Below are 18174 nucleotides of genomic sequence, written 5' to 3'. Positions count from 1 at the left end.
CGGCGTGTCAAATCGGAAGAGGCGCCTGTGGCCTGGGCCAGGTACAGCTCCTCCGGTCTCCGGCACGTCCGATCGATACGAAACAGCTCTGGACTCAATGTCTTGAGCATCCGTCCGGGTCGGACCGTTTCGATCCGGACGGGAAATGCTCTAGGATCCGCGCCGAGCGAGAAAGGGACGTCAAACGTGGTGAATGCGTCGTCGCAGACGAAGGACGACCTGCAGCCGGCCGCGCATCTCCGCGACGGCTCGGAGACCCTCACCCAGGTCGCCTATCGCGCCATCCGCAGCGACATCATCCGCGGCGTGCGCCCGCCGGGCGAGCGCCTGCGGATCGAAAAGCTCAAGCAGATCTATGAGATCGGGCCGACTCCCATCCGCGAGGCGCTGCAGAAGCTCAACGCCGAACAGCTGGTTCTGAGCGAAGGCAACCGCGGCTTCACCGTCGCGCCGCTCGACCCCAACGAGTTCCGCGACCTCAACATCGCCCGGACGGAGGTGGAGATCGCCGCCCTCAGGCTGTCCATCGCCAAGGGCGACGGGGCCTGGGAAGCAGGAGTGGTGGCGGCCAGCTACACCATGAAAAAGCAGGACGACCTGCTGGCGCGTGACGCCACCGTCGCCGACAGCTGGGAGCGCGCCAACGCGGCCTTCCATACGGCGATGGTCGATGCCTGCGGGTCCCGCTGGCTGCTGCACAGCCGGGATACGCTTCAGGATCTGTGCGAGCGCTATCGCCGGGCCTCGGTGCACCGCAACCGCGGCGAGCGGGACCTCGCCGGAGAGCACGCGGCCATTGCCGAGGCAGTGCTTTCGCGCGACGTCGCGGCCGCCTGCGACCTGACGCGGCGCCACTTCGAGCTCACCGCCACGAACCTCGACGTCGCGATGCCCGCTCCGCGCAAGGCACCGGCGCGCCGCTGATGCTTCAGGATATCCTCATGTACCTCGCCGTCGGCGTGGCCGGCGGCATCGTCAACACGGCGGCGGGCGGCGCGAAGCTGTTCGTCTTTCCGCTGCTTCTGGCCACCGGCCTGTCGCCGCTCGCCGCCAACGCGACCGGAACCGTGGCGCTCTGGCCCGCCACCCTGCCGCCGGCCTGGCAGTATCGCCGCGAACTCGTCGCTGACTGGAGGCGGCTCGTCTTCATCCTGGTGCCGGCGCTGGTCGGTGCGCTCTGCGGCGCGCTGGTTCTGGTGAACTCGCCGGAGAAGGCATTTCTGACGGCGGTGCCGTTCCTGCTGATCGTCGCGGTCACGGCGATCCTGCTCGGCAAGCGCCTTGCCACGATCGTGCAGACCCTGCTGCCCCAGCGCTCCATCACGCTGATCGCGGCGGGTCTGATGCTCGCCGTCGGCTTCTACGGCGGCTATTTCGGGGCCGGCATGGGCTTCATGCTGCTGGCCGTGCTGGCGGCCACCTTCGGCGGCCAGCTCCACCAGGCCAACGCGCGCAAGAACCTCTTCGCCGTCTGCATCAACACCGTCGCCGTCGTGCCGCTCCTGATGTCGGGCTATGTCGACCTGCTCGCCGCGCCGCTGGTGCTGGTCGGCGGTCTCATCGGCGGCTTCGCCGGCGGCCACGTCATCCGCAGGGTGCCGGACTGGCTGCTGCGCGTCGTCGTAGCTTCGCTGGGGCTGGTTCTGACGGCCTTCTTCCTGCTGAGCTGAGGGACATGCAGGATCGATCGACGGACGGGCGGGTTGCGAACGAACAGACAAAGGGGAGACGACCATGGCTATGGACGCAGTTGAAGCCGTTGGCCTGACGCTCAACGGGGTGGACGTGGAGGTGCGGGTCGATGCCGACACGCCGCTGCTCTACGTGCTGCGCGGCATGCTCGGCGCCAGGGGTGCGCGCTACGGCTGCGGCGCCGGCCTCTGCGGCGCCTGCACCGTCGTGATCGACGGCAAGGCCGAATTTTCCTGCGACGTGCCGGTATCGGTCGCCGCCGGTCGGCGGATCGAGACCATCGAGGGCCTGGCCGCCCAGGAGCCGCGCCATCCGCTCATCGAGGAGGTGATCGGCCGGCAGGCGGTCCAGTGCGGCTACTGCCTGCCCGGCATCGTCATGGCGAGCAAGGCATTTCTCGACCGGACACCCCGGCCGAGCCGCAAGGAGATCGCCGAGGCGCTCGATGGCAACCTGTGCCGCTGCGGCACCCACCATCGCATCCTCGACGCGGTTGAATCCGCAGCGGCGCGGATGGCGGAGGCCGCGCGATGAAGATCCCTCCGCCGCTTGCCGGTGCCCCGCTCATCACCGACTGGGTGCGCCTTTCGCCCGGCCGGCGCCTGACGGTCCTGTCCGGCCGCGTCGAACTCGGCCAGGGCAACATGACGGCACTTGCCCAGATCGCCGCCGACGAACTCGACGTGGATCCGGCCGCCGTCGCCATCACCGGCGCCGACACCACCCGCACGCCCAACGAGGGGTTCACCTCCGGCAGCATGTCGATCGTGCAGGGCGGCATGGCGATCCGCTTTGCCGCCTCCGCCGCCCGGCACGTGCTGCTGGCCGAGGCGGCCAAGCTGCTCCAACAGGACGTGGCCGCGCTCTCCATCGTCGACGGCGCGGTGCTGCGCGACGGGCTCGACGCCGAGCTCGATCTCTGGCGGCTCGCCGAAACGGCCGACCTCGACGTGCCGGTCCTGGATCACGCCGCGCCGAAGCCGCCGGAGGCGAGGCGCGTTGCCGGAACGTCCCTTCCGCGCATCGACATCGCCGAGCGCGTCACCGGCCATCCCTTCGTGCACGATCTGGAGCGGGACGGGCTCCTGCACGGCCGCCCGGTTCATCCGCCGGCGATGTCGTCCCGGCTCGTCTCCCTCGACCTCGACGGCCTGAAGGCGCGGCCGGGCGTCGTCGCGGTGGTGCGCGACGGCTCGTTCGTCGGCGTGGTGGCCGAGACCGAGTACCAGGCGATTCTGGCGGCGCGATGGGCGGCGAACCGGGCCGAGTGGTCGACGGACGTGAGCGTCCCGCCGGATCCGGTGGCGGCGATCGGCGCCTCGGACGAGGCCGTCGAGGTGGTCCATTCGGTGGGCGAGGATCCCGCGGGCATGGCGGGCCAAGTCTATGAGACGGCGGTGTCGCGCCAGTATCTGAGCCACGCGCCGATCGGCCCCTCGGCGGCGCTGGCGGAGTGGCGCGACGGTCATCTGACCGTGTGGTCGCATTCCCAGGGGGCCTATCCCCTGCGCGAGGCGCTGGCGCTGGTGTTTCAGGTCCCCGACACCGACATCGACGTGATCCACCATCCCGGCTCCGGCTGCTACGGCCACAACGGCGCCGACGATGTGGCGCTCGACGCGGCGCTGATGGCACGCGCGGTGCCGGGGCGTCCGGTGCTCGTGGTCTGGGCGCGGTCCGACGAATTCCGCAACGCGCCGCTGGGTGCCGGCATGGTCACCCGCGTCCGCGCGGTGGTGGGCGGCGACGGGCGCATCGCCGCGATGGACGTCGTGGCCAACAGCGCGCCGCACGGCAACCGCCCTGGCCGCAACGGCTCGCCGAACCTGCGCGCGGCGGCCTACCTCCAGCGGCCGCTGCCGCCGGCGCGCTCCGCCGACATTCCGCTGGCCAACGGCGGCGGCGCAGACCGCAACGCGGTGCCGGGCTATGCCATCCCCAACCTGAAGGTCGCCAAGCGGATCGTCCACGCCGTGCCCTACCGCACGTCGTCGCTGCGCGCGCTCGGCGGGCACCTCAACGTCTACGCCATCGAAACCCTGATGGACGACATCGCCGCCGACCTGGGCGAGGACCCGATCCGCTTCCGCCTCGCCCATCTCGACGATCCGCGCGCCCGCGCCGTCATCGAGGCGGTGGCCGCCGATGTCGGGCCGGCTTTCGCGGCGGAGGGCGGCGAGGGTGCCGGCTGGGGCATCGGCTACGCGCGCTACAAGAACACTGCCGCCTACTGCGCGATCGCGGCGCGCGTCGAGGTGGAGGAAGGCGTCCGGGTCACCGACGTGTTCGCCGCCATCGACCCCGGCGAGGCGATCAACCCGGACGGCATCGTCAACCAGACCGAGGGCGGCATCCTGCAGGCCACCAGCTGGGCGCTGAAGGAGGCGATCCGCTTCGATGGGGCTGCGGTGGCGACCGAAACCTGGCTCGACTATCCGATCCTGACCTTCTCGGAGGTGCCGCGGGTGTCCGTGCGGGTGCTCGCGCGCCCGGAGGAGCCGCCGCTCGGCTGTGCCGAGGCGGCCCAGGGGCCGATGTCGGCGGCGCTCGGCAATGCCGTGTTCCGCGCCCTCGGCGCCCGTGCCCGCGACCTTCCGCTGACCCGCGACGCGATCGTCGCCGCCCTGTCCTGAAGAGGTGACCCAGATGGAGCTGAAGATCCTGAGCGGCGGCGCCGCCAACGGACTGGTGAACGCCCTCGCCCCGGCCTTCGCCCGGCAGACCGGGCTCGACATTTCGGGCGACTTCGGCGCGGTCGGCGGCATGCGCGACCGCATCCTCGGCGGCGAGGTCGTCGACCTCATCCTGCTCACGCGGGCGATCGTCGACGTGCTCGCGGCCAGCGGCCACGCCGTTCCCGGGACGATCGCCGACGTCGGCACGGTGGAGACCGCGGTGGCGGTGCGCGAAGGGGCAGCCGAGGTGGATGTGTCGAGTGGCGCGGCCCTGGCGGCGGCGCTGCGCGCAGCGGATGCCATCTACGTGCCGGATCTGGTCAACTCCACCGCCGGTCTTCACTTCGCGCGGGTGCTGGCAGATCTCGGCGTCGCCGACGAGGTCGCCGGCAGGCTGCGCCCGTTCCCCAACGGCCAGACCGCCATGACGGCGATGGCCGCGGCCGACGACGCCAGTCCGGTCGGCTGCACGCAGATCACCGAGATCCTCAACACCCCGGGCGTGCGGGCCTGCGGCACGCTGCCCGATCCGCATGGGCTGGCCACCGTCTACACCGCCGCGGTGGCGACCGGCGCCTCTTCTCCCGGCGCAGCCGGCACGCTGATCGAGCTGCTGACGGCGCCCGACAATGCCGCCGCCCGTACCGCGGCCGGGTTCTCCTGAGCCGATCCGCGGGATCGGTGCTGAACACGCCCTGAGTGGGGCCGTGTCCCGCGGCGGGACATCCTGTCGCGCCCAGACGCCGAGCCCGCGGAGCGCGGGTTTGCTAAGCCATATTTACTCGGTGCCGGTTCCGGTCGATCCTCTGGATCCGGACTTGCCGGTATCGGGGCGGGCGATCATCCGGCGAGGGCAGCACATCGATGAACGGGCTTCATTTCCTGTCAGACGGCGTCGATACCGGCGGCGCTCTTGAGGGGGTCTATTCACCCGAGCTCGTATTCGCCTCCGTCCTCATCTCGATGGTTGCGGCGTTCGTCGCGTTCAACCATGTCCGTCTGATCCGGGCAGCCGGTGCGCAGGGCGTCGGCATCGCCTGGAACGCGGTCGCCGCCCTGGCTCTGGCAATCGGCATCTGGGCGATGCATTTCGTCGGGATGCTGGCCTTCAGGCTTCCTGTCCCGGTGTCCTTCAGCGTCGCCAAAACCGCCCTCTCGCTGGTTCCGGCGCTCGTCGCATCGCTGATCGCGATCAAGGTGCTGGCTGCCGTTCGGCCGAGCCCAGCGCTGCTCGTGTTCGGCGGCGTGTCGATGGGGGTCGGCATCTGTCTGATGCACTACATCGGCATGACCGCCATGTTGGCACCGGTCGAGATGTATTACATGCCCTCGCTGTTCATCGCTTCGGTGTTGATCGCGACGGTGCTGGCGACGCTTTCGCTGTTCCTCTGCGCGTCGATCGAGCGAACCGGATTGTGGCCGCAGGGCGTGATGCTGTTCGGCTCGATCATCATGGGCGGCGCCGTGTCGTCGATGCACTACGTTGCTATGGAGGCGACGGTGTACCTGCCGGCGAAGGCCTATGCGCCCATGGTGGGCTGGCCGCGCATATCGGTCACGACGTTGGCATGGAGCACCGTCACCGCGGCGCTGACCGTGTTCGTCGTGGCGGGCGTATCGGCCTATCTGCGGCGCCGCGAGATCCGTGCCCGCAACGCCGCCGATGCGTCCGGCATCCAGGCGGACCTGCTCTACGATCAGCTGAAGACGGTGGCGTCGCGGGTCCCCGGCGTCGTCTACCAGTTCCGCCTCTCGCCCGACGGCCGCTACTCGTTTCCCTATGCCAGCGAGAAGATCTACGAGATCTACCGGGTCACGCCGGAGCAGGTGGCGGAGGACGCGACGCCGATCGTGCACGTGCTGCATCCGGACGATCGAGACCGCGTTCTCGAGGAAATTGCCGACTCGGCGCGCGCACTGACGCCCTGGCGCAGCCGCTACCGATTGCGGTTTCCCGACGGGACCGAGCGATGGCTGCTGGGCAACGCCGCACCACGGCGCGAGGACGACGGCACGGTGAACTGGAGCGGCTTCATCATGGACGTCACGGCCCAGCAGCAGGCCGAACAGACGATCGAGAGGCTCGCTTACTACGACAGCCTGACGGGCCTGCCGAACCGGACCACGCTCTATGAACGCCTCGACCACGGCATCGCGCGACTGGCGCGCTCGGGAGAGTACGGGGCCTTTTTCTTGATCGATATCGACCGGTTCAAGCTCCTGAACGAGCAGCTCGGGCATTCGGCCGGCGACAGCTTCCTGAAGCTCTTCGGGAAAAGGCTGACCGCGACGGCGCGCCGCGACGACATCACCGCGCGACTTGGCGGCGACGAGTTCGTCTTCGCGATCGAAGGGATTGGTCTGGATCGGGACCTCGCCGCGATGGAGGCGGAGAAGGTCGGTCGAAGGCTCCTGGCGCTGGTGCGCGAATGCGGCACGCAGTTCCACGGCATGGGCCAGATGCCAACGGCCAGCATCGGCATCTCGCTCTATGGCGGCTCGCGGAATCCGGATCGCGACGAGATCGTCAAACGCGCCGATTTCGCCAGGTCGGCGGCGAAGAAGCACGGCGGCGACACCGTGATGTTCTTCGATCGCGAGATGAGCGAGGCGGTGGCCGCCCGCGCGGCCCTCGAGCGCGACCTGCGGGCGGCGCTCGCCAACGACGAGCTGATCCTCCACTACCAGCGCCAGGTGGATTGCCGCGGCCAGATCGTCGGGGCGGAGGCGCTGGTTCGCTGGCAGCATCCGAGCCAGGGACTTCTGGCGCCGGACCGGTTCATCCCGGTTGCGGAACAGATCGGGGTGATCGTGCCGCTCGGCTCTTGGGCGCTCCAGTCCGCCTGCGCCCAGTTGATCGCCTGGCGCGCCGCGGCGGAGATGAAGGACATGACCATCGCCGTGAACGTGAGTCCGCGGCAGTTCTATCGCGACGACTTCGTTGCGGAGGTCGTCAGCGCGCTGGAACAGACAGCGGTCGATCCCCGGCTTCTCAAGCTGGAAATCACCGAGTCGCTGCTGCTTCACGACCTGGAGGATGCGCGCAACAAGGTCCAACTGCTGCGCGAGATCGGCGTGCGCACCTCCATCGACGATTTCGGCACCGGCTATTCCTCGCTGTCCTATCTGGCGCATCTCGACGTGGCCGAACTGAAGATCGACCGCACCTTCATTTGGGATCTGGGTTCGACCAGGAACGACAAGGCGCGCATGGTCGTCGATGCGATCGCCAATCTCGGCCTGCGGCTGGGGCTGACCGTCTGCGCCGAAGGGGTCGAAACGGAACAGCAGTTCGAGCTCCTGAAGGAGACCGGATGCCACAGCTTCCAGGGGTTCTTCTTCGGCCGCCCGGCGTCGGCGAGCGCGTTCAGGGAAGCTGCCTCCGCGTGACGGCGACCCGCCGGCGCGGCCCGGTCGGCTCGAGGCGATGCGCTGGCGCATCCGTGGTTCCGGTGTGGACAGCCGCCGGACGGCGCCCCATCTGTGGGGCCACCGACGGTGCGATCGCTGCGGCCGGTGTCGCGCCGCCCGTCCCCGTATCCGCCCAATGGAGGCAGGAATGACCAAGCAGACCTATCGCATCGTCGAACACGACGGCGGCTGGGCCTACCAGGCCGATGGCGTGTTCTCCGAGACCTTCGCAAGCCACGACCTGGCCTTCGCGGCGGCGTGCCGCGCCGCACGCGAGCAGCGCACGCCCGGCAACGGGGCGCAGATCACCTGGGAGGACGAGGGCGGCCGCTGGCATGCGGACATCAGCCGCGGCGACGATCGGCCGATCACCGAAGTCAAATCCTGAGCGGTCCGCCCGCCGGTTGACGCCTTCGGCGACAGAGGCCGCATCAGACAGCGTTCACACCGGCCGGACGTCGAACGCGAAGCTGATCCGCCTGCCGTCCGATGCGAACGGGATCGTGCGGTGGTAGGTGTGCGACGGCATCAGAAGCAGCATGCCTTCGCGCGGCGCAATGCGCAGCGTTTCCGGAAGCGCCGCGGCCAGGAATGGCGGCGCGCCGAACTCGATGCAGCCCGCGCCGTCACCGTCGGCGGTAAAGTCCTCGGGGATCGCGACATAGTAGACGCCGCTCAGCCACCCGGCGCGGTGGGCGTGCCAATCTTCGTAGCCGCCCGGTCCCTGGATGTTGGCCCACGCGTGAAGCCTGGCGCGGGCGGGCCGGCAGTCCTGCCAGGGATCGTCCGGCTGGCGGACCCGCTCCCTCACGTCCCGGGCGATGGCCGACTTGATGGCGGCGACAAGCGCCAGGATCAGCTCGGGGCGCGCGCCGTTCATCAGATGGTTGATGCGCGATGAGCCGCGGATCGCCTGCTCGTCGGCGGGCAGGTCGGTCAGTTGCTGGGGATTGTGGGCGAGCTCGTCGGCCACGGCCGAATTGAAGTCGGCGAGGGTCGCGAAGCCGTCCGGCACGTCGAGGGTCGCCTGCGTGACCTTCGAGGCGGTGAACAGCAGGCGCCGCGCTTCCTCGATGCGCCCGGCGTCGGCGAGCATCCGGCCCCAGTCGAGCAGCAGCTGCACGTGGCGGGCCCCCCGCGCCCAGAGCTCGGCGCGCAGACTTTCCAGGTGTTCGAGGCGGTCGGCGTCGCGGAGGATGCGGCCGAGTTCGAAACAGGCCTCGCGGTGATGGGCATCGCGATCGAGGGCCGCACGGAAATCGACCTCGGCCCGCTCGGCCTGATCCTGGCCGAGCGCCGCCTTGCCGCGCAGATAGAGGGCGTCCGCAGAGGCGTCGGCGCTGTCGTTCAGGAGCGCCAGCACATCCGCGTAGCGGCCCAGCCGGTTCCAGCAGCGGGCCAGCCGGAGCACGGCATCCTGTCGCGTGGGATCGATCCGAAGGGCGGCCTGGTACGCTTCCGCGGCCTCGGCGAACCGGAACTGCTCCAGAAGGATGCTGCCGAGATCGAACCGGATGGCGGCGTTTGCCGGGGCGAGGGCGGCCGCGCGGCGAAGCAGCGACGAGGCCGTATCCGGGTCCACGATCCGATTGGACCTGGCATCGTCCCATTCGATCGCGGTGTGGTTCACATCGCCCGCGGCGTGTCCCGCCCGCATCTCGCTCTCTCCGGCGACCGGCAAGGCCTATGAAGAGGTATCGGCATCCGGGCTGCCACTGAAGGCGCTCTGGGTCAGGCTGATGTCCATGCGGGTCAGCTTCGGCTGTTCCCAGGCGGCCTTCCCGCGGGCCGGGACCACCGCAGACGCATCGGATGCATCCTGCACCGGAACGGATGGATGCTGAACGTTGGCATTGGTCATCGAAACGCTTCCATTTCGTTGGACAGGGCACGGGCGACATCACGCCCGAATCGATGCAAAAGTATGACGCTTTCGGTAAAATGCGCGGTATCTCTAGCAGCGTCCAGTTGGAGCGACAATTGCCAAGGACGTCGCCCGGGACGACTTTGACAATTCCTGCCATGCGTCACCCGAGTCCGGCGGTGCTCCATCCTCAGGGAACTAAAAACTGGGACTCCCTGGCGCGATGACGGGCGACAACCAGCTGGTTGCATCATTTTCGTCCGGCGATGCGCGCCGGGTGCGTCTATTGCTTCAAGTCTCCCTTGCCGCGCGCAAGCTTCTGCTCGGTTCCTTGACCGTCCTCGATCGCACCGACCAGCGCATTCTCATATCTTGGAGCGGCGTGCGGGCGGAAAGCCAGGTTCCGATTTTTCCGTATCCCGCTCGCGGGCCGTGTCGACCGGGCGGCGGCGGCGCTATAGTGGTGGGCTGGTGGGCAAGGGGCTGGATGGACGTCCGAAGTGCGTGACCGGGCACGCTGGCGGTCCATACGCCCGAACAGCAGGGACATGACGTGAAGCTTTCGATGGACTCCGTCGTCGCCAGGCGGGACGGGACGCTGTTCGAGGAGGCCGGCGGCGAGCTGGTCGCGATCAATCTCGACAACGGCGCCTTCTACGGGATGAACGCCGTCGCCTGCAGCATCTTCAAGTTCATCGACGCGACGCGCCGCGTCGCCGAGATTCGGGATTTCCTGCTGGAAACCTATGAGGTGGATGCCGCCGTCTGCGAGCGCCAGATGCTCGCGGTGCTCGAAGAAATGCTGGCCGAACGGCTGATCGTCCGCGATGGCGGACCCGGGACAGCCGGCCCCGTCGCTCCGTGAGCGCGATCGCGGGCCTCTGGCAATTCGACGGGAAGCCCGGCGTCGGCGCCGAGTGCGAGCGCATGCTGTCGGCGCAGCGGATCTACGGACCGGATGACGGCCGCCAGTGGGCGGACGGGCCGATCGCCATGGGCCGGCGTTTGTACCGCACGCTGCCCGAGGACATCTCCGACCGCCAGCCGCTCACCGCGCGTGACGGCCGGCTCGTCCTCGTGGCCGACGTACGGCTCGACAACCGCGACGACCTGATCGCAGCGCTCGGCCTGCCGGCCGAGGTCCGGCGCGCCTGCGATGCGGAGATCCTGCTGGCCTGCCTGGATCGCTGGGAGGAGGCCGCCCTCGACCGGATGGTCGGGGACTTCGCCTTCGCACTCTGGGATGCGGATCGCCGCCGCCTGCTGCTCGCCCGCGATTTCCTCGGGCAGCGGCCGCTCCACTATCATTGCGGCAAGGACTTCTTCGCCTTCGCCTCCATGGCCAAGGGCCTCCATGCGCTCGCCGAGATCCCCTATGCCGCGGACGAGCAGACGGTCGCCGAACTGGTGACGCTGCTGCCCCAGTCGGGGCCGCGCAGCTTCTTCGCCCACGTCTGCCGGGTCGAGCCGGGTCACGTGGTGACGGTCACCCGCGAAGGCGCCGCCTCCCGATCCTACTGGCAACCGCGCCGTCCGGACCGCGGCGACCGCGGTCCCGCCGACTGGGTCGAGGGGGTGCGCCATCACCTCGACGAGGCCACCCGTTCGATGCTGCGGGGCGCCGATGGCGCGGTCGCCACCCATCTGAGCGGAGGGTTCGACAGCTCTGCCGTCACGGCGACGGCGGCGCGGCTGCTGGCGCCCGAAGGCGGCCGGGTCACGGCCTTCACCTCCGTGCCCTCGGAAGAAGCCGGCGCCGCGCCCGTGCCGAACCGGTTCGTCGACGAAGGCCCGCTGGCGGCCGCGACGGCGGCGCTCTATCCGAACGTCGACCACGTCCGGCTGCGCACCGGTCACACCTCGCCCTTCGACGGTCTCGACCAGGCGTTCTTCCTGTTCGAGCGGCCGAAGCTCAACCTCTGCAACTGGGTGTGGATGCGCGCGATCAACCAGGAGGCGCGGGACCGCAGGCTCAAGGTCCTCCTGCACGCCACCATGGGCAACATGACGTTCAGCTATTTCGGCTACGAGCTGATGCCGGAACTGCTGCGCAGCGGGCGATGGCTTCGGCTGATGCGCGAGTATCGCGGATTGATGCGGGAAGGCGGCATGAGCTGGCGCGGGCCGGCCGGCATCACCTTCGGACCCTATATGCCCGCCGGGCTCTGGAGCCGGCTGACGGCCGCACTCCAGGGCGTGCGCCACGACGTTCATGACTATACGGCCATCAACCCGGATCGCTTCAAGGCGATGGACCTGGATGGGATCGCGAAGGAGCGCAACCTCGACTTCAGCTATCGCCCACGCAAGGACGCGTTTGCCGACCGCGTCTGGGTGTTGCGGCGAACCGATCCCGGCAACGTCACCAAGGGAACGCTGGCCGGGTGGGGGCTCGACCAGCGGGATCCGACCGCCGACCGGCGCCTGGTGGAGTATTGCCTGAGCATCCCCACCGACCGCTATCTGGTCGATGGCGTGGCGCGCGCGGTGGCGCGGACGGCGCTCAGGGACCGGCTGCCGGCGGCGGTGCTGGATGAGCGCCGACGCGGCTACCAGGCGGCCGACTGGCACGTCGGCCTCGGCGCGGGCCGGGCGGCGGCCGCCGCCGAGCTCGACCAGCTCGCCGCCTGTGACGCCGCCGCCCGGACGCTGGACGTGCCGCGCATGAAACGGCTGCTGGACGAACTGCCGGCGTCCGGCTGGGACAGGCCCGGCCTGATGCAGGCCTACCGGCTGGCGCTGCTGCGCGGCATGGCCGCCGGCCACTTCCTGCGCAAGGCTTCCGGGTCGAACGGGTAGCGTTTCTCCCACCCTCCGAGCCGTCGTCCGGTTCGTCGATGCCGCCCCGCGGCGGCGGCGCCCGGCATTCCGGTGCGCGCCGTGCGCACCGGAATGCGCACCGTTTCGGGTGTCCGGAATGGCGGTTTGGTGGCCCCAATCTGCGCATTCGTGCGCTTTTTCGCGCGCTGCAGATGCGCATTTTGCTGCGCACCGTGCGCAGCCGGCGCGCGACCGGCCCTGCCGCGGCGCGGGGTCAGACGAAGGTCAGCAGACGCCTCGGCGTCTTCACCAGGATGGTGTCGATCTGGTCGTCGGTGAAACCGCGGCGGGCCATCAGCGGCACCACGTTGGCGAAGATGTGCTGGTAGCCGTGGCCGCCGAAGCGCTCGAGCCTTCCCTTGGTGCAGATGTCGTGGCTGATCAGGATCTGGTCGAGATGGCCGCGGTCGACCAGCAGCCGCAGCCACTTCAGGCGCATGCCGTCGTTGGGCATGTCGATGGCCGGGTTGGGGAAGTAGTTGGTCTCCTCCCAGCCGAACAGGTCGAACTCGACGATGCAGCCGGTGTCGGCGAGGCGCAGCAGCCGGTCGGCGTCGAAGATCGTGCGGTCGATGTGGCTGATGACGAGGCGCTCCATCGGGCCGCCGCGGGCCTTCACGAAGTCGGCGACCTCCTGGGGCTGGTCGGCGTGGCGGCCGGGATGCACGTTGAGGGCCGCACCCGTGCGCTTCTGCGCCTCGATGGCGCCTTCCATCACCCGCTTCTCCTGGTCGGTCCACGGCGACTGGCAGCCGATCTCGCCGATGATGCCGGCGCGCACGTCGGTGCCCCAGGCGCCGTCGAGGATCTGGCCGGTGATCTCGTCGGCGAAGGCGTCGACGCTCTTTTCCGCGTTTTCCGGCGCCTGGTAGTCGTCGACGTAGTGGCCGCAGCCCATGACGATCTGGACGCCGCTGGTCTGCGCCATCTCGCGCAGCATCGTCGGCTGCGGTTGCAGGCCGCCGACGGTCAGGTCGACGACGGTCCGGCCGCCGGCGCGGGCCATTTCCTGGAGCTCGGCGACCACCACGTCGGCGCAGTCGAGGCGGAAGTTGTCCCGGTAGTAGGCCTGGCCGTAGCGCGCCCGGAAGCAGTTGCAGAGATCGACCGGCTCGTCGTGGACGTGGGCGCCCGGCGCCTCGCCGCGCATGGCCGGCGGGTTGAGGTCGATCAGCAGGTGCTCGTGCATCAGCGTCGGCCCGAGGGTCGCGGGATCGACGAGGCCGGTGACGGTCTGGGCCTTGCCCTTCAGGTCGGACGGGGTCATCCCGACGCTCCCTTTCCTGCGGCGACTGAGGCGAGGGCGTCGCTGCGGCGGTCGAGGAAGGCTGCGACGGCGGCGAGGAAGCCCTCGGTTTCCGCCTCGCCGATCGGCAGCGACAGCGCGATCAGGCCGCGCGGCGCGATGTACCAGCCGGCCTCGGCCAGGTCGAACTGCAACAGCCGCCGGAGCGCCGCGTCGGTCGACGGCGCGCCGCGGCCGTGGACGTTCATGATCGAGCCCAGGCCGGTCACCGCATAGGGGGCGGATCGGGCGGCGAAGAGGGCGTTGAGGTCGGCGCGGAAGGCCTCGCCGCGGGCGAACAGCGCGTCGAGGTTCTCCGCCGTCAGGTAGGTCTCGATGGCGGCGATGCCGGCGGCCATCGTCAGGGTGTTGTTGTTGAAGGTGCCGGCGTGGCCGATGGCGTCGGGACGGCGCGGGTCGAGCCGCTCCATGATCTCGCGCCTGCCGCCGAAGCAGCCGAAGGCGAGGCCGCCGCCGAAAAACTTGCCGACGGTCGTCATGTCTGGGACGACGCCGTAGAGGCCCTGGCAGCCGCCCACCGACATGCGGGCGGTCTGGACCTCGTCGAAGATCAGCACCGCGCCGTGGCGCTCGGTGAGCGCGCGCAGGCGCTTCAGGAAGTCCACCGAGGCCGGACGGCAGCCGCCGGCGCCCAGCATCGGCTCGACCAGCACGGCCGCGACGTCGCTCCCCCGCGCGGCGAACGCCGCCTCGGCGGCGGCGATGTCGTCGTAGGGGAGCACGTCGAAGGTGTGCGGCACGTTCACCGCCGAACCGCCCGGCGGGAAGGTCAGCACCCCGCCGTGGTAGCCGCGCTCGAACACCACAATCCGGTCGCGGCCGGTGACGATCTTGGCGACGGCGACGGCCATCACGTTGGCCTCGGTGCCGGAGTTGGCAAGCCGCACCAGGTCCATGGACGGAAAGCGGGCGGTGATCAGCTCGGCGAGCCGGATCTCCAGCTCGTTGTGGGCGGACAGGTTGATGCCGGCGGCGTGGGCGCGCATCACCGCGTCGGCGAGGACCTTCGAGGAGTGGCCGAAGATGCCGGCGGTGAATTCCCCCAGGAAGTCGACATAGGTGTGCCCGTCGATGTCGGTGATCCGGCATCCCGCGCCGCCCGCCGCGCACAGCGGGAACGGGTCGCTCCACAGCGACGTGCGGGTGTTGCCGCCGGGCAGCACCCGGGTCGCCCGGGCGTGGGCCGCCGCGCCCTTCGGGTTGCGTCGGACATAGGCCGCCTCGGCCTCCGCCAGCGCCTCGCCGAGGGCCGGGGTCACAACCGCACTGTTCACAATTCGTACTCCTGGTTCATGTCCGGCGGCGCCCATGGGGCGGCCGCGTCCCGGCGGTCGGGCCGGGTTGTCAGGGGCAGGGGGTATGCCGCGCCCGAGCGTCGGACGCGGATCAACGCTTTGGATGATTCAGGCGGCAGGCGGCGCTCCGCCTGCCGCCGGCCGGACGGGTGCCGGGCCGACGGACCGCGCGGCGCGACCCGCCGCCCGCCGGTCGGTCCGGCGGGGACCCGCGGCTACTTCTTCGCGGCTTCGATCTCGGCCAGGTAGGCGTCCTTGTTCGGCACGTCGAGCGTGTCGCGCATCGACTGGGTGGCGGCGACGAACTCGGCGCGGGCGTCCGGAGACAGCTCGGTGATCTCGAAGCCGGCGTCCGTCAGCTTCTGCCCCTCCGCGGCCGCCGCGCTGGCTGCCCAGTCGAACAGATCCGCGTTGGCGGCATCGACCGCCGCCTGGACCTTTGCCTTCTCCGCGTCGGAGAGGTCGTCCCACCACTGCTCGGAGGCGAGCGCCAGGCGCGCGCCGACCATGATCTCGGCGTTGGTGTAGTATTTCAGCAGGTCGCCGTGGCCGAAGGTCAGCGGCACGTTCACCGGGTTGATGTAGCCGTCGGCGACGCCGGTCTGCAGGGCGGAGGGCACCTCGCTGAACGGGATCACCACGCCGTCGGCGCCCAGCGCCTTGATCAGGTTCATCTGCGAGGCGTCGAGGGCGCGCAGCCGGATGCCGCTGAGATCGGCCTTCGATGCGACCGGATGCTCGTCGTTGAAGATGCCCATGAAGCCGGCGAGCGGCACGATCGCCAGCACCCGCGCCCCGGACGGGGCCATCTTCTCGTTGACCTTTTCCAGGAAGTCGGAGTCGCTGATGAACCGGGCGAGATGGTCCATGTCGTCGAAGACATAGGGAAGCCGCACGACCTCCATCTCCGGCACCAGCTGCACGCCGAAGGCGTAGCCGGCCATGTCGACGTTCAGCAGGCCGGCGCGCAGCTGGTCGAAGCGCTCCGCCTCGCCGCCGATGGAGTTGTAGGCGAACAGCTCGGTCTTGAAGCCTTCCTCCGCCAGCTTGTCGGTGAAGTTCTTCGCCCAGCGATAGGTCGGCTGCACGTCGTAGGAGGGCGGTGAATCGAGCGCGAGATTGACCGACTGCGCCTGTGCCTGGCTCGCGCCGAGAAGCAGGAGCGCCGACAGGAGGCCGGCCGAAAACCTGGTCATGTGCATGGTTGAGTTCCCCTCAGTGAAGGTCCGATTGCGGATCGTGGACGGGTTCGGGTGGGAGAAAGGGCTGGGCGATCGCCAGAACCAGCGCGTGGAAGCAGACGAGGGTGGCGGCGACCGGGACCGCGAGCGACACCCACATCGGCGAGATGCCGAGGCCTTCCGACAGCTGCTGGGACTGGCGGTGGATGAAGGGGATGGAAAAGTAGAAGACGGTGCCCATGAACACCCAGGCGCCGACCAGCCGGGCGGCCCCCTGGATGGCGCGCACGGCCGAACGCGCCAGCGGCGGCTGGTAGAGCTTGGGGTCGGCGCTCTCGTGGAAGGCGACGGTGATGCCGAGCAGACCGCCCCAGACCATCGACCAGCGCGCCAGCTCCTCGGTCCAGAACGGCGGCGAGGCGAACAGGTAGCGGGCGACGACCTGCAGCGTCACGGTGGCGAGCATCACCACGAAGCAGCCGACGCAGGCGACGACCGCGCCACGATTGACGGCGTCGGACACGGCCTTCAGGCGGGCGGCAAGCGCGTGCATCAGCCGCCTCCCGCGAAGCCGACGAGGCGCGGCAGCGTCATCGTCAGCGCCGGCACGTAGGTGACGACGGCGAGGACGGCGATCTCCAGAAGCACGAACGGGATCACCGCCCGGCAGAGCTTCCAGTAGCCAACGCCGGTCACCGTGGAGACGATGATCAGGCACGATCCGAACGGCGGCGACGCCATGCCGATGGTCAGGTTGAGGCAGATGATGATGCCGAGATGGACCGGGTCGATGCCCATGGCGAGGGCGGTGGGGGCGAGCAGCGGCACCAGCAGCGCCAGCGCCACCGGCACTTCCAGGAACATGCCGGCGACCAGGAAGACGACGTTCAGGAGCAGCAGGTAGGTGAGCCCTTCGAACCCCCAGCCGATCAGCCAGGCCGCCAGCTTGGTGGGCATCTGCTGCAGCCCGGCGAGATAGCCGAAGGCGGCGACCGCGGACAGCAGCAGGAAGATCGACCCGGACAGCACCGCGGTGCGCTTGAACGCCTCGAACAGGTCGCCCGCCTCGATGCGCCCGTAGAGGCGGCCGACGCCGAGGGCGCAGAGGACGGCCAGCGCCGCGGCTTCCGTCGGCGTGACCACGCCGAAGACGATGCCGCCGATGATGATGACGGGGATCAGCAGGGCGGGCAGCGCCTCGAGGATCACCGCCCTGCGGTCGCCCGCCTCGACCGAGGAGCGCGGATGCCCCTGGGCGCGGGCGTAGAGCGCGTTGGCGGCCATCAGCACCAGCGCGATCAAGAGGCCCGGCACGATGCCGGCGACGAACAGCCCGGCGACCGACGTTCCCATCAGGGCGCCGTAGAAGATCATGATGATCGACGGCGGGATGATCGGGCCGATGATCGACGAGGCCGCGGTGATCGCCGCCGCATAGGTGGCCGGATAGCCCTCCTTGCGCATCTGCGGCACCAGCATGTTCGACAGCGAGGCCGCGTCGGCCACGGCCGAGCCGGAGATGCCGGCGAAGAACACGCTGGTCGCCACGTTCACGTGGCCGAGACCGCCGCGCAGCCCGCCGAACATCAGCATGGCGCAGCGGAGCAGCGCCCGCGTCACCCCGGTCCGGTTCATGATCTCGCCGGCCAGGATGAACAGCGGCATGCTCATCAGGGTGAAGTTGTCGACCTGCGCGACGATCCGCTGGGGCAGCGCGGCCAGGAACATCGTCCGGTCGGCCGCCACGAAGGACAGGATCGCCGTCGCGCCGATGACGTAGGCGAGCGCCGCGCCACCGGCGAGGAGCACGGCCGCGAGGATCAGGGCCGGCGCCATCTAGTGGATTGATTCCAACGTTTGGAACCCTCGGTTTCGAGCGGCGATGATGTCGTCGGGGTTGGCGCTCCAGACGAACGGCCGAGGGTGCCGG

General features: G+C 69.6%; 17 protein-coding genes. 10 read left to right on the top strand and 7 right to left on the bottom strand.

The features are described from left to right. Positions 1-186: 186 nt before the first annotated feature. From ACSSVZ_RS09720 to ACSSVZ_RS09690, 7 genes are all read left to right on the top strand, one after another. Positions 187-924, top strand: coding sequence for an FCD domain-containing protein (locus ACSSVZ_RS09720; RefSeq protein ID WP_453969625.1), 738 nt, complete (start codon positions 187-189; stop codon positions 922-924). A gap of 17 nt (positions 925-941) precedes the next feature. Beyond that, positions 942-1670: a sulfite exporter TauE/SafE family protein gene (locus ACSSVZ_RS09715; protein WP_453969624.1), complete on the top strand. Its 729-nt coding sequence runs from the start codon at positions 942-944 to the stop codon at positions 1668-1670. Positions 1671-1734: 64 nt separating this feature from the next. After that, entirely contained in the window at positions 1735-2226 is a 492-nt protein-coding gene (locus tag ACSSVZ_RS09710) for a (2Fe-2S)-binding protein (protein WP_453969623.1), read from the top strand. Then, positions 2223-4325, top strand: a complete 2103-nt coding sequence (locus ACSSVZ_RS09705; RefSeq protein ID WP_453969622.1) for a molybdopterin cofactor-binding domain-containing protein — start codon at positions 2223-2225, stop codon at positions 4323-4325. Before ACSSVZ_RS09710 ends, ACSSVZ_RS09705 begins: the two co-directional genes overlap by 4 nt. A 13-nt stretch (positions 4326-4338) precedes the next feature. Next, positions 4339-5031 (top strand): molybdate ABC transporter substrate-binding protein, encoded by a 693-nt coding sequence (locus ACSSVZ_RS09700; RefSeq protein WP_453969621.1) that lies wholly within the window; start codon positions 4339-4341, stop codon positions 5029-5031. Between the two features lie 200 nt (positions 5032-5231). Further along, positions 5232-7757 carry a bifunctional diguanylate cyclase/phosphodiesterase gene (locus tag ACSSVZ_RS09695; protein WP_453969620.1) on the top strand — a complete coding sequence of 842 codons (2526 nt, stop codon included), beginning with the start codon at positions 5232-5234 and terminating at the stop codon, positions 7755-7757. A 169-nt stretch (positions 7758-7926) separates the two neighbouring features. Further along, a complete protein-coding gene (locus tag ACSSVZ_RS09690; protein WP_453969619.1) occupies positions 7927-8166 on the top strand; it encodes a DUF2188 domain-containing protein in 240 nt (79 codons plus the stop codon). A gap of 54 nt (positions 8167-8220) precedes the next feature. Here ACSSVZ_RS09690 and ACSSVZ_RS09685 read toward each other — a convergent pair whose 3' ends face one another. Beyond that, positions 8221-9435 carry a 2OG-Fe(II) oxygenase family protein gene (locus ACSSVZ_RS09685; protein WP_453969618.1) on the bottom strand — a complete coding sequence of 405 codons (1215 nt, stop codon included), beginning with the start codon at positions 9433-9435 and terminating at the stop codon, positions 8221-8223. A gap of 27 nt (positions 9436-9462) precedes the next feature. Then, complete coding sequence (locus ACSSVZ_RS09680; RefSeq protein ID WP_453969617.1) at positions 9463-9639, bottom strand: hypothetical protein; 177 nt, start codon at positions 9637-9639, stop codon at positions 9463-9465. Between the two features lie 226 nt (positions 9640-9865). On the opposite strand from ACSSVZ_RS09680, the gene ACSSVZ_RS09675 reads away from it, so the two are divergent. The 3 genes from ACSSVZ_RS09675 to ACSSVZ_RS09665 are packed head-to-tail and all read left to right on the top strand — an operon-like array spanning position 9866 to position 12441. Further along, positions 9866-10150, top strand: coding sequence for a hypothetical protein (locus ACSSVZ_RS09675; protein WP_453969616.1), 285 nt, complete (start codon positions 9866-9868; stop codon positions 10148-10150). Between the two features lie 45 nt (positions 10151-10195). Beyond that, positions 10196-10507, top strand: coding sequence for a PqqD family peptide modification chaperone (locus ACSSVZ_RS09670; RefSeq protein ID WP_453969615.1), 312 nt, complete (start codon positions 10196-10198; stop codon positions 10505-10507). Further along, complete coding sequence (locus ACSSVZ_RS09665; RefSeq protein ID WP_453969614.1) at positions 10504-12441, top strand: asparagine synthetase B family protein; 1938 nt, start codon at positions 10504-10506, stop codon at positions 12439-12441. Before ACSSVZ_RS09670 ends, ACSSVZ_RS09665 begins: the two co-directional genes overlap by 4 nt. A gap of 235 nt (positions 12442-12676) precedes the next feature. Here the strand turns inward: ACSSVZ_RS09665 and ACSSVZ_RS09660 are convergent, their stop codons facing one another. The 5 genes from ACSSVZ_RS09660 to ACSSVZ_RS09640 all read right to left on the bottom strand — a co-directional run bounded on the left by ACSSVZ_RS09660 (position 12677) and on the right by ACSSVZ_RS09640 (position 18080). After that, a complete protein-coding gene (locus ACSSVZ_RS09660) occupies positions 12677-13729 on the bottom strand; it encodes a phosphotriesterase family protein (RefSeq protein WP_453969613.1) in 1053 nt (350 codons plus the stop codon). Then, positions 13726-15042, bottom strand: coding sequence for an aspartate aminotransferase family protein (locus tag ACSSVZ_RS09655; protein ID WP_453969612.1), 1317 nt, complete (start codon positions 15040-15042; stop codon positions 13726-13728). Before ACSSVZ_RS09655 ends, ACSSVZ_RS09660 begins: the two co-directional genes overlap by 4 nt. Before the next feature lie 236 nt (positions 15043-15278). Next, entirely contained in the window at positions 15279-16265 is a 987-nt protein-coding gene (locus tag ACSSVZ_RS09650) for a TRAP transporter substrate-binding protein (RefSeq protein ID WP_453969611.1), read from the bottom strand. A gap of 13 nt (positions 16266-16278) precedes the next feature. Continuing rightward, complete coding sequence (locus ACSSVZ_RS09645) at positions 16279-16797, bottom strand: TRAP transporter small permease (RefSeq protein ID WP_453969610.1); 519 nt, start codon at positions 16795-16797, stop codon at positions 16279-16281. Next, positions 16797-18080 (bottom strand): TRAP transporter large permease, encoded by a 1284-nt coding sequence (locus ACSSVZ_RS09640; protein WP_453969609.1) that lies wholly within the window; start codon positions 18078-18080, stop codon positions 16797-16799. Before ACSSVZ_RS09640 ends, ACSSVZ_RS09645 begins: the two co-directional genes overlap by 1 nt. Positions 18081-18174: the final 94 nt, after the last annotated feature.

Source organism: Amorphus sp. MBR-141 (assembly GCF_053628695.1).
The sequence above is the reverse complement of the archived record's forward strand: the minus strand, read 5'-3'. Positions and strand labels throughout refer to the sequence as shown.

What these genes read in the sequence shown, in the direction of transcription:
- ACSSVZ_RS09685 (WP_453969618.1), bottom strand. Translation starts at nt 9,435, where the DNA reads ATGCGGGCGGGACACGCCGCGGGCGATGTGAACCACACCGCGATCGAA.
- ACSSVZ_RS09715 (WP_453969624.1), top strand. Translation starts at nt 942, where the DNA reads ATGTACCTCGCCGTCGGCGTGGCCGGCGGCATCGTCAACACGGCGGCG.
- ACSSVZ_RS09640 (WP_453969609.1), bottom strand. Translation starts at nt 18,080, where the DNA reads ATGGCGCCGGCCCTGATCCTCGCGGCCGTGCTCCTCGCCGGTGGCGCG.
- ACSSVZ_RS09675 (WP_453969616.1), top strand. Translation starts at nt 9,866, where the DNA reads ATGACGGGCGACAACCAGCTGGTTGCATCATTTTCGTCCGGCGATGCG.
- ACSSVZ_RS09695 (WP_453969620.1), top strand. Translation starts at nt 5,232, where the DNA reads ATGAACGGGCTTCATTTCCTGTCAGACGGCGTCGATACCGGCGGCGCT.
- ACSSVZ_RS09700 (WP_453969621.1), top strand. Translation starts at nt 4,339, where the DNA reads ATGGAGCTGAAGATCCTGAGCGGCGGCGCCGCCAACGGACTGGTGAAC.
- ACSSVZ_RS09690 (WP_453969619.1), top strand. Translation starts at nt 7,927, where the DNA reads ATGACCAAGCAGACCTATCGCATCGTCGAACACGACGGCGGCTGGGCC.
- ACSSVZ_RS09680 (WP_453969617.1), bottom strand. Translation starts at nt 9,639, where the DNA reads ATGACCAATGCCAACGTTCAGCATCCATCCGTTCCGGTGCAGGATGCA.
- ACSSVZ_RS09650 (WP_453969611.1), bottom strand. Translation starts at nt 16,265, where the DNA reads ATGCACATGACCAGGTTTTCGGCCGGCCTCCTGTCGGCGCTCCTGCTT.
- ACSSVZ_RS09710 (WP_453969623.1), top strand. Translation starts at nt 1,735, where the DNA reads ATGGCTATGGACGCAGTTGAAGCCGTTGGCCTGACGCTCAACGGGGTG.
- ACSSVZ_RS09705 (WP_453969622.1), top strand. Translation starts at nt 2,223, where the DNA reads ATGAAGATCCCTCCGCCGCTTGCCGGTGCCCCGCTCATCACCGACTGG.
- ACSSVZ_RS09660 (WP_453969613.1), bottom strand. Translation starts at nt 13,729, where the DNA reads ATGACCCCGTCCGACCTGAAGGGCAAGGCCCAGACCGTCACCGGCCTC.
- ACSSVZ_RS09645 (WP_453969610.1), bottom strand. Translation starts at nt 16,797, where the DNA reads ATGCACGCGCTTGCCGCCCGCCTGAAGGCCGTGTCCGACGCCGTCAAT.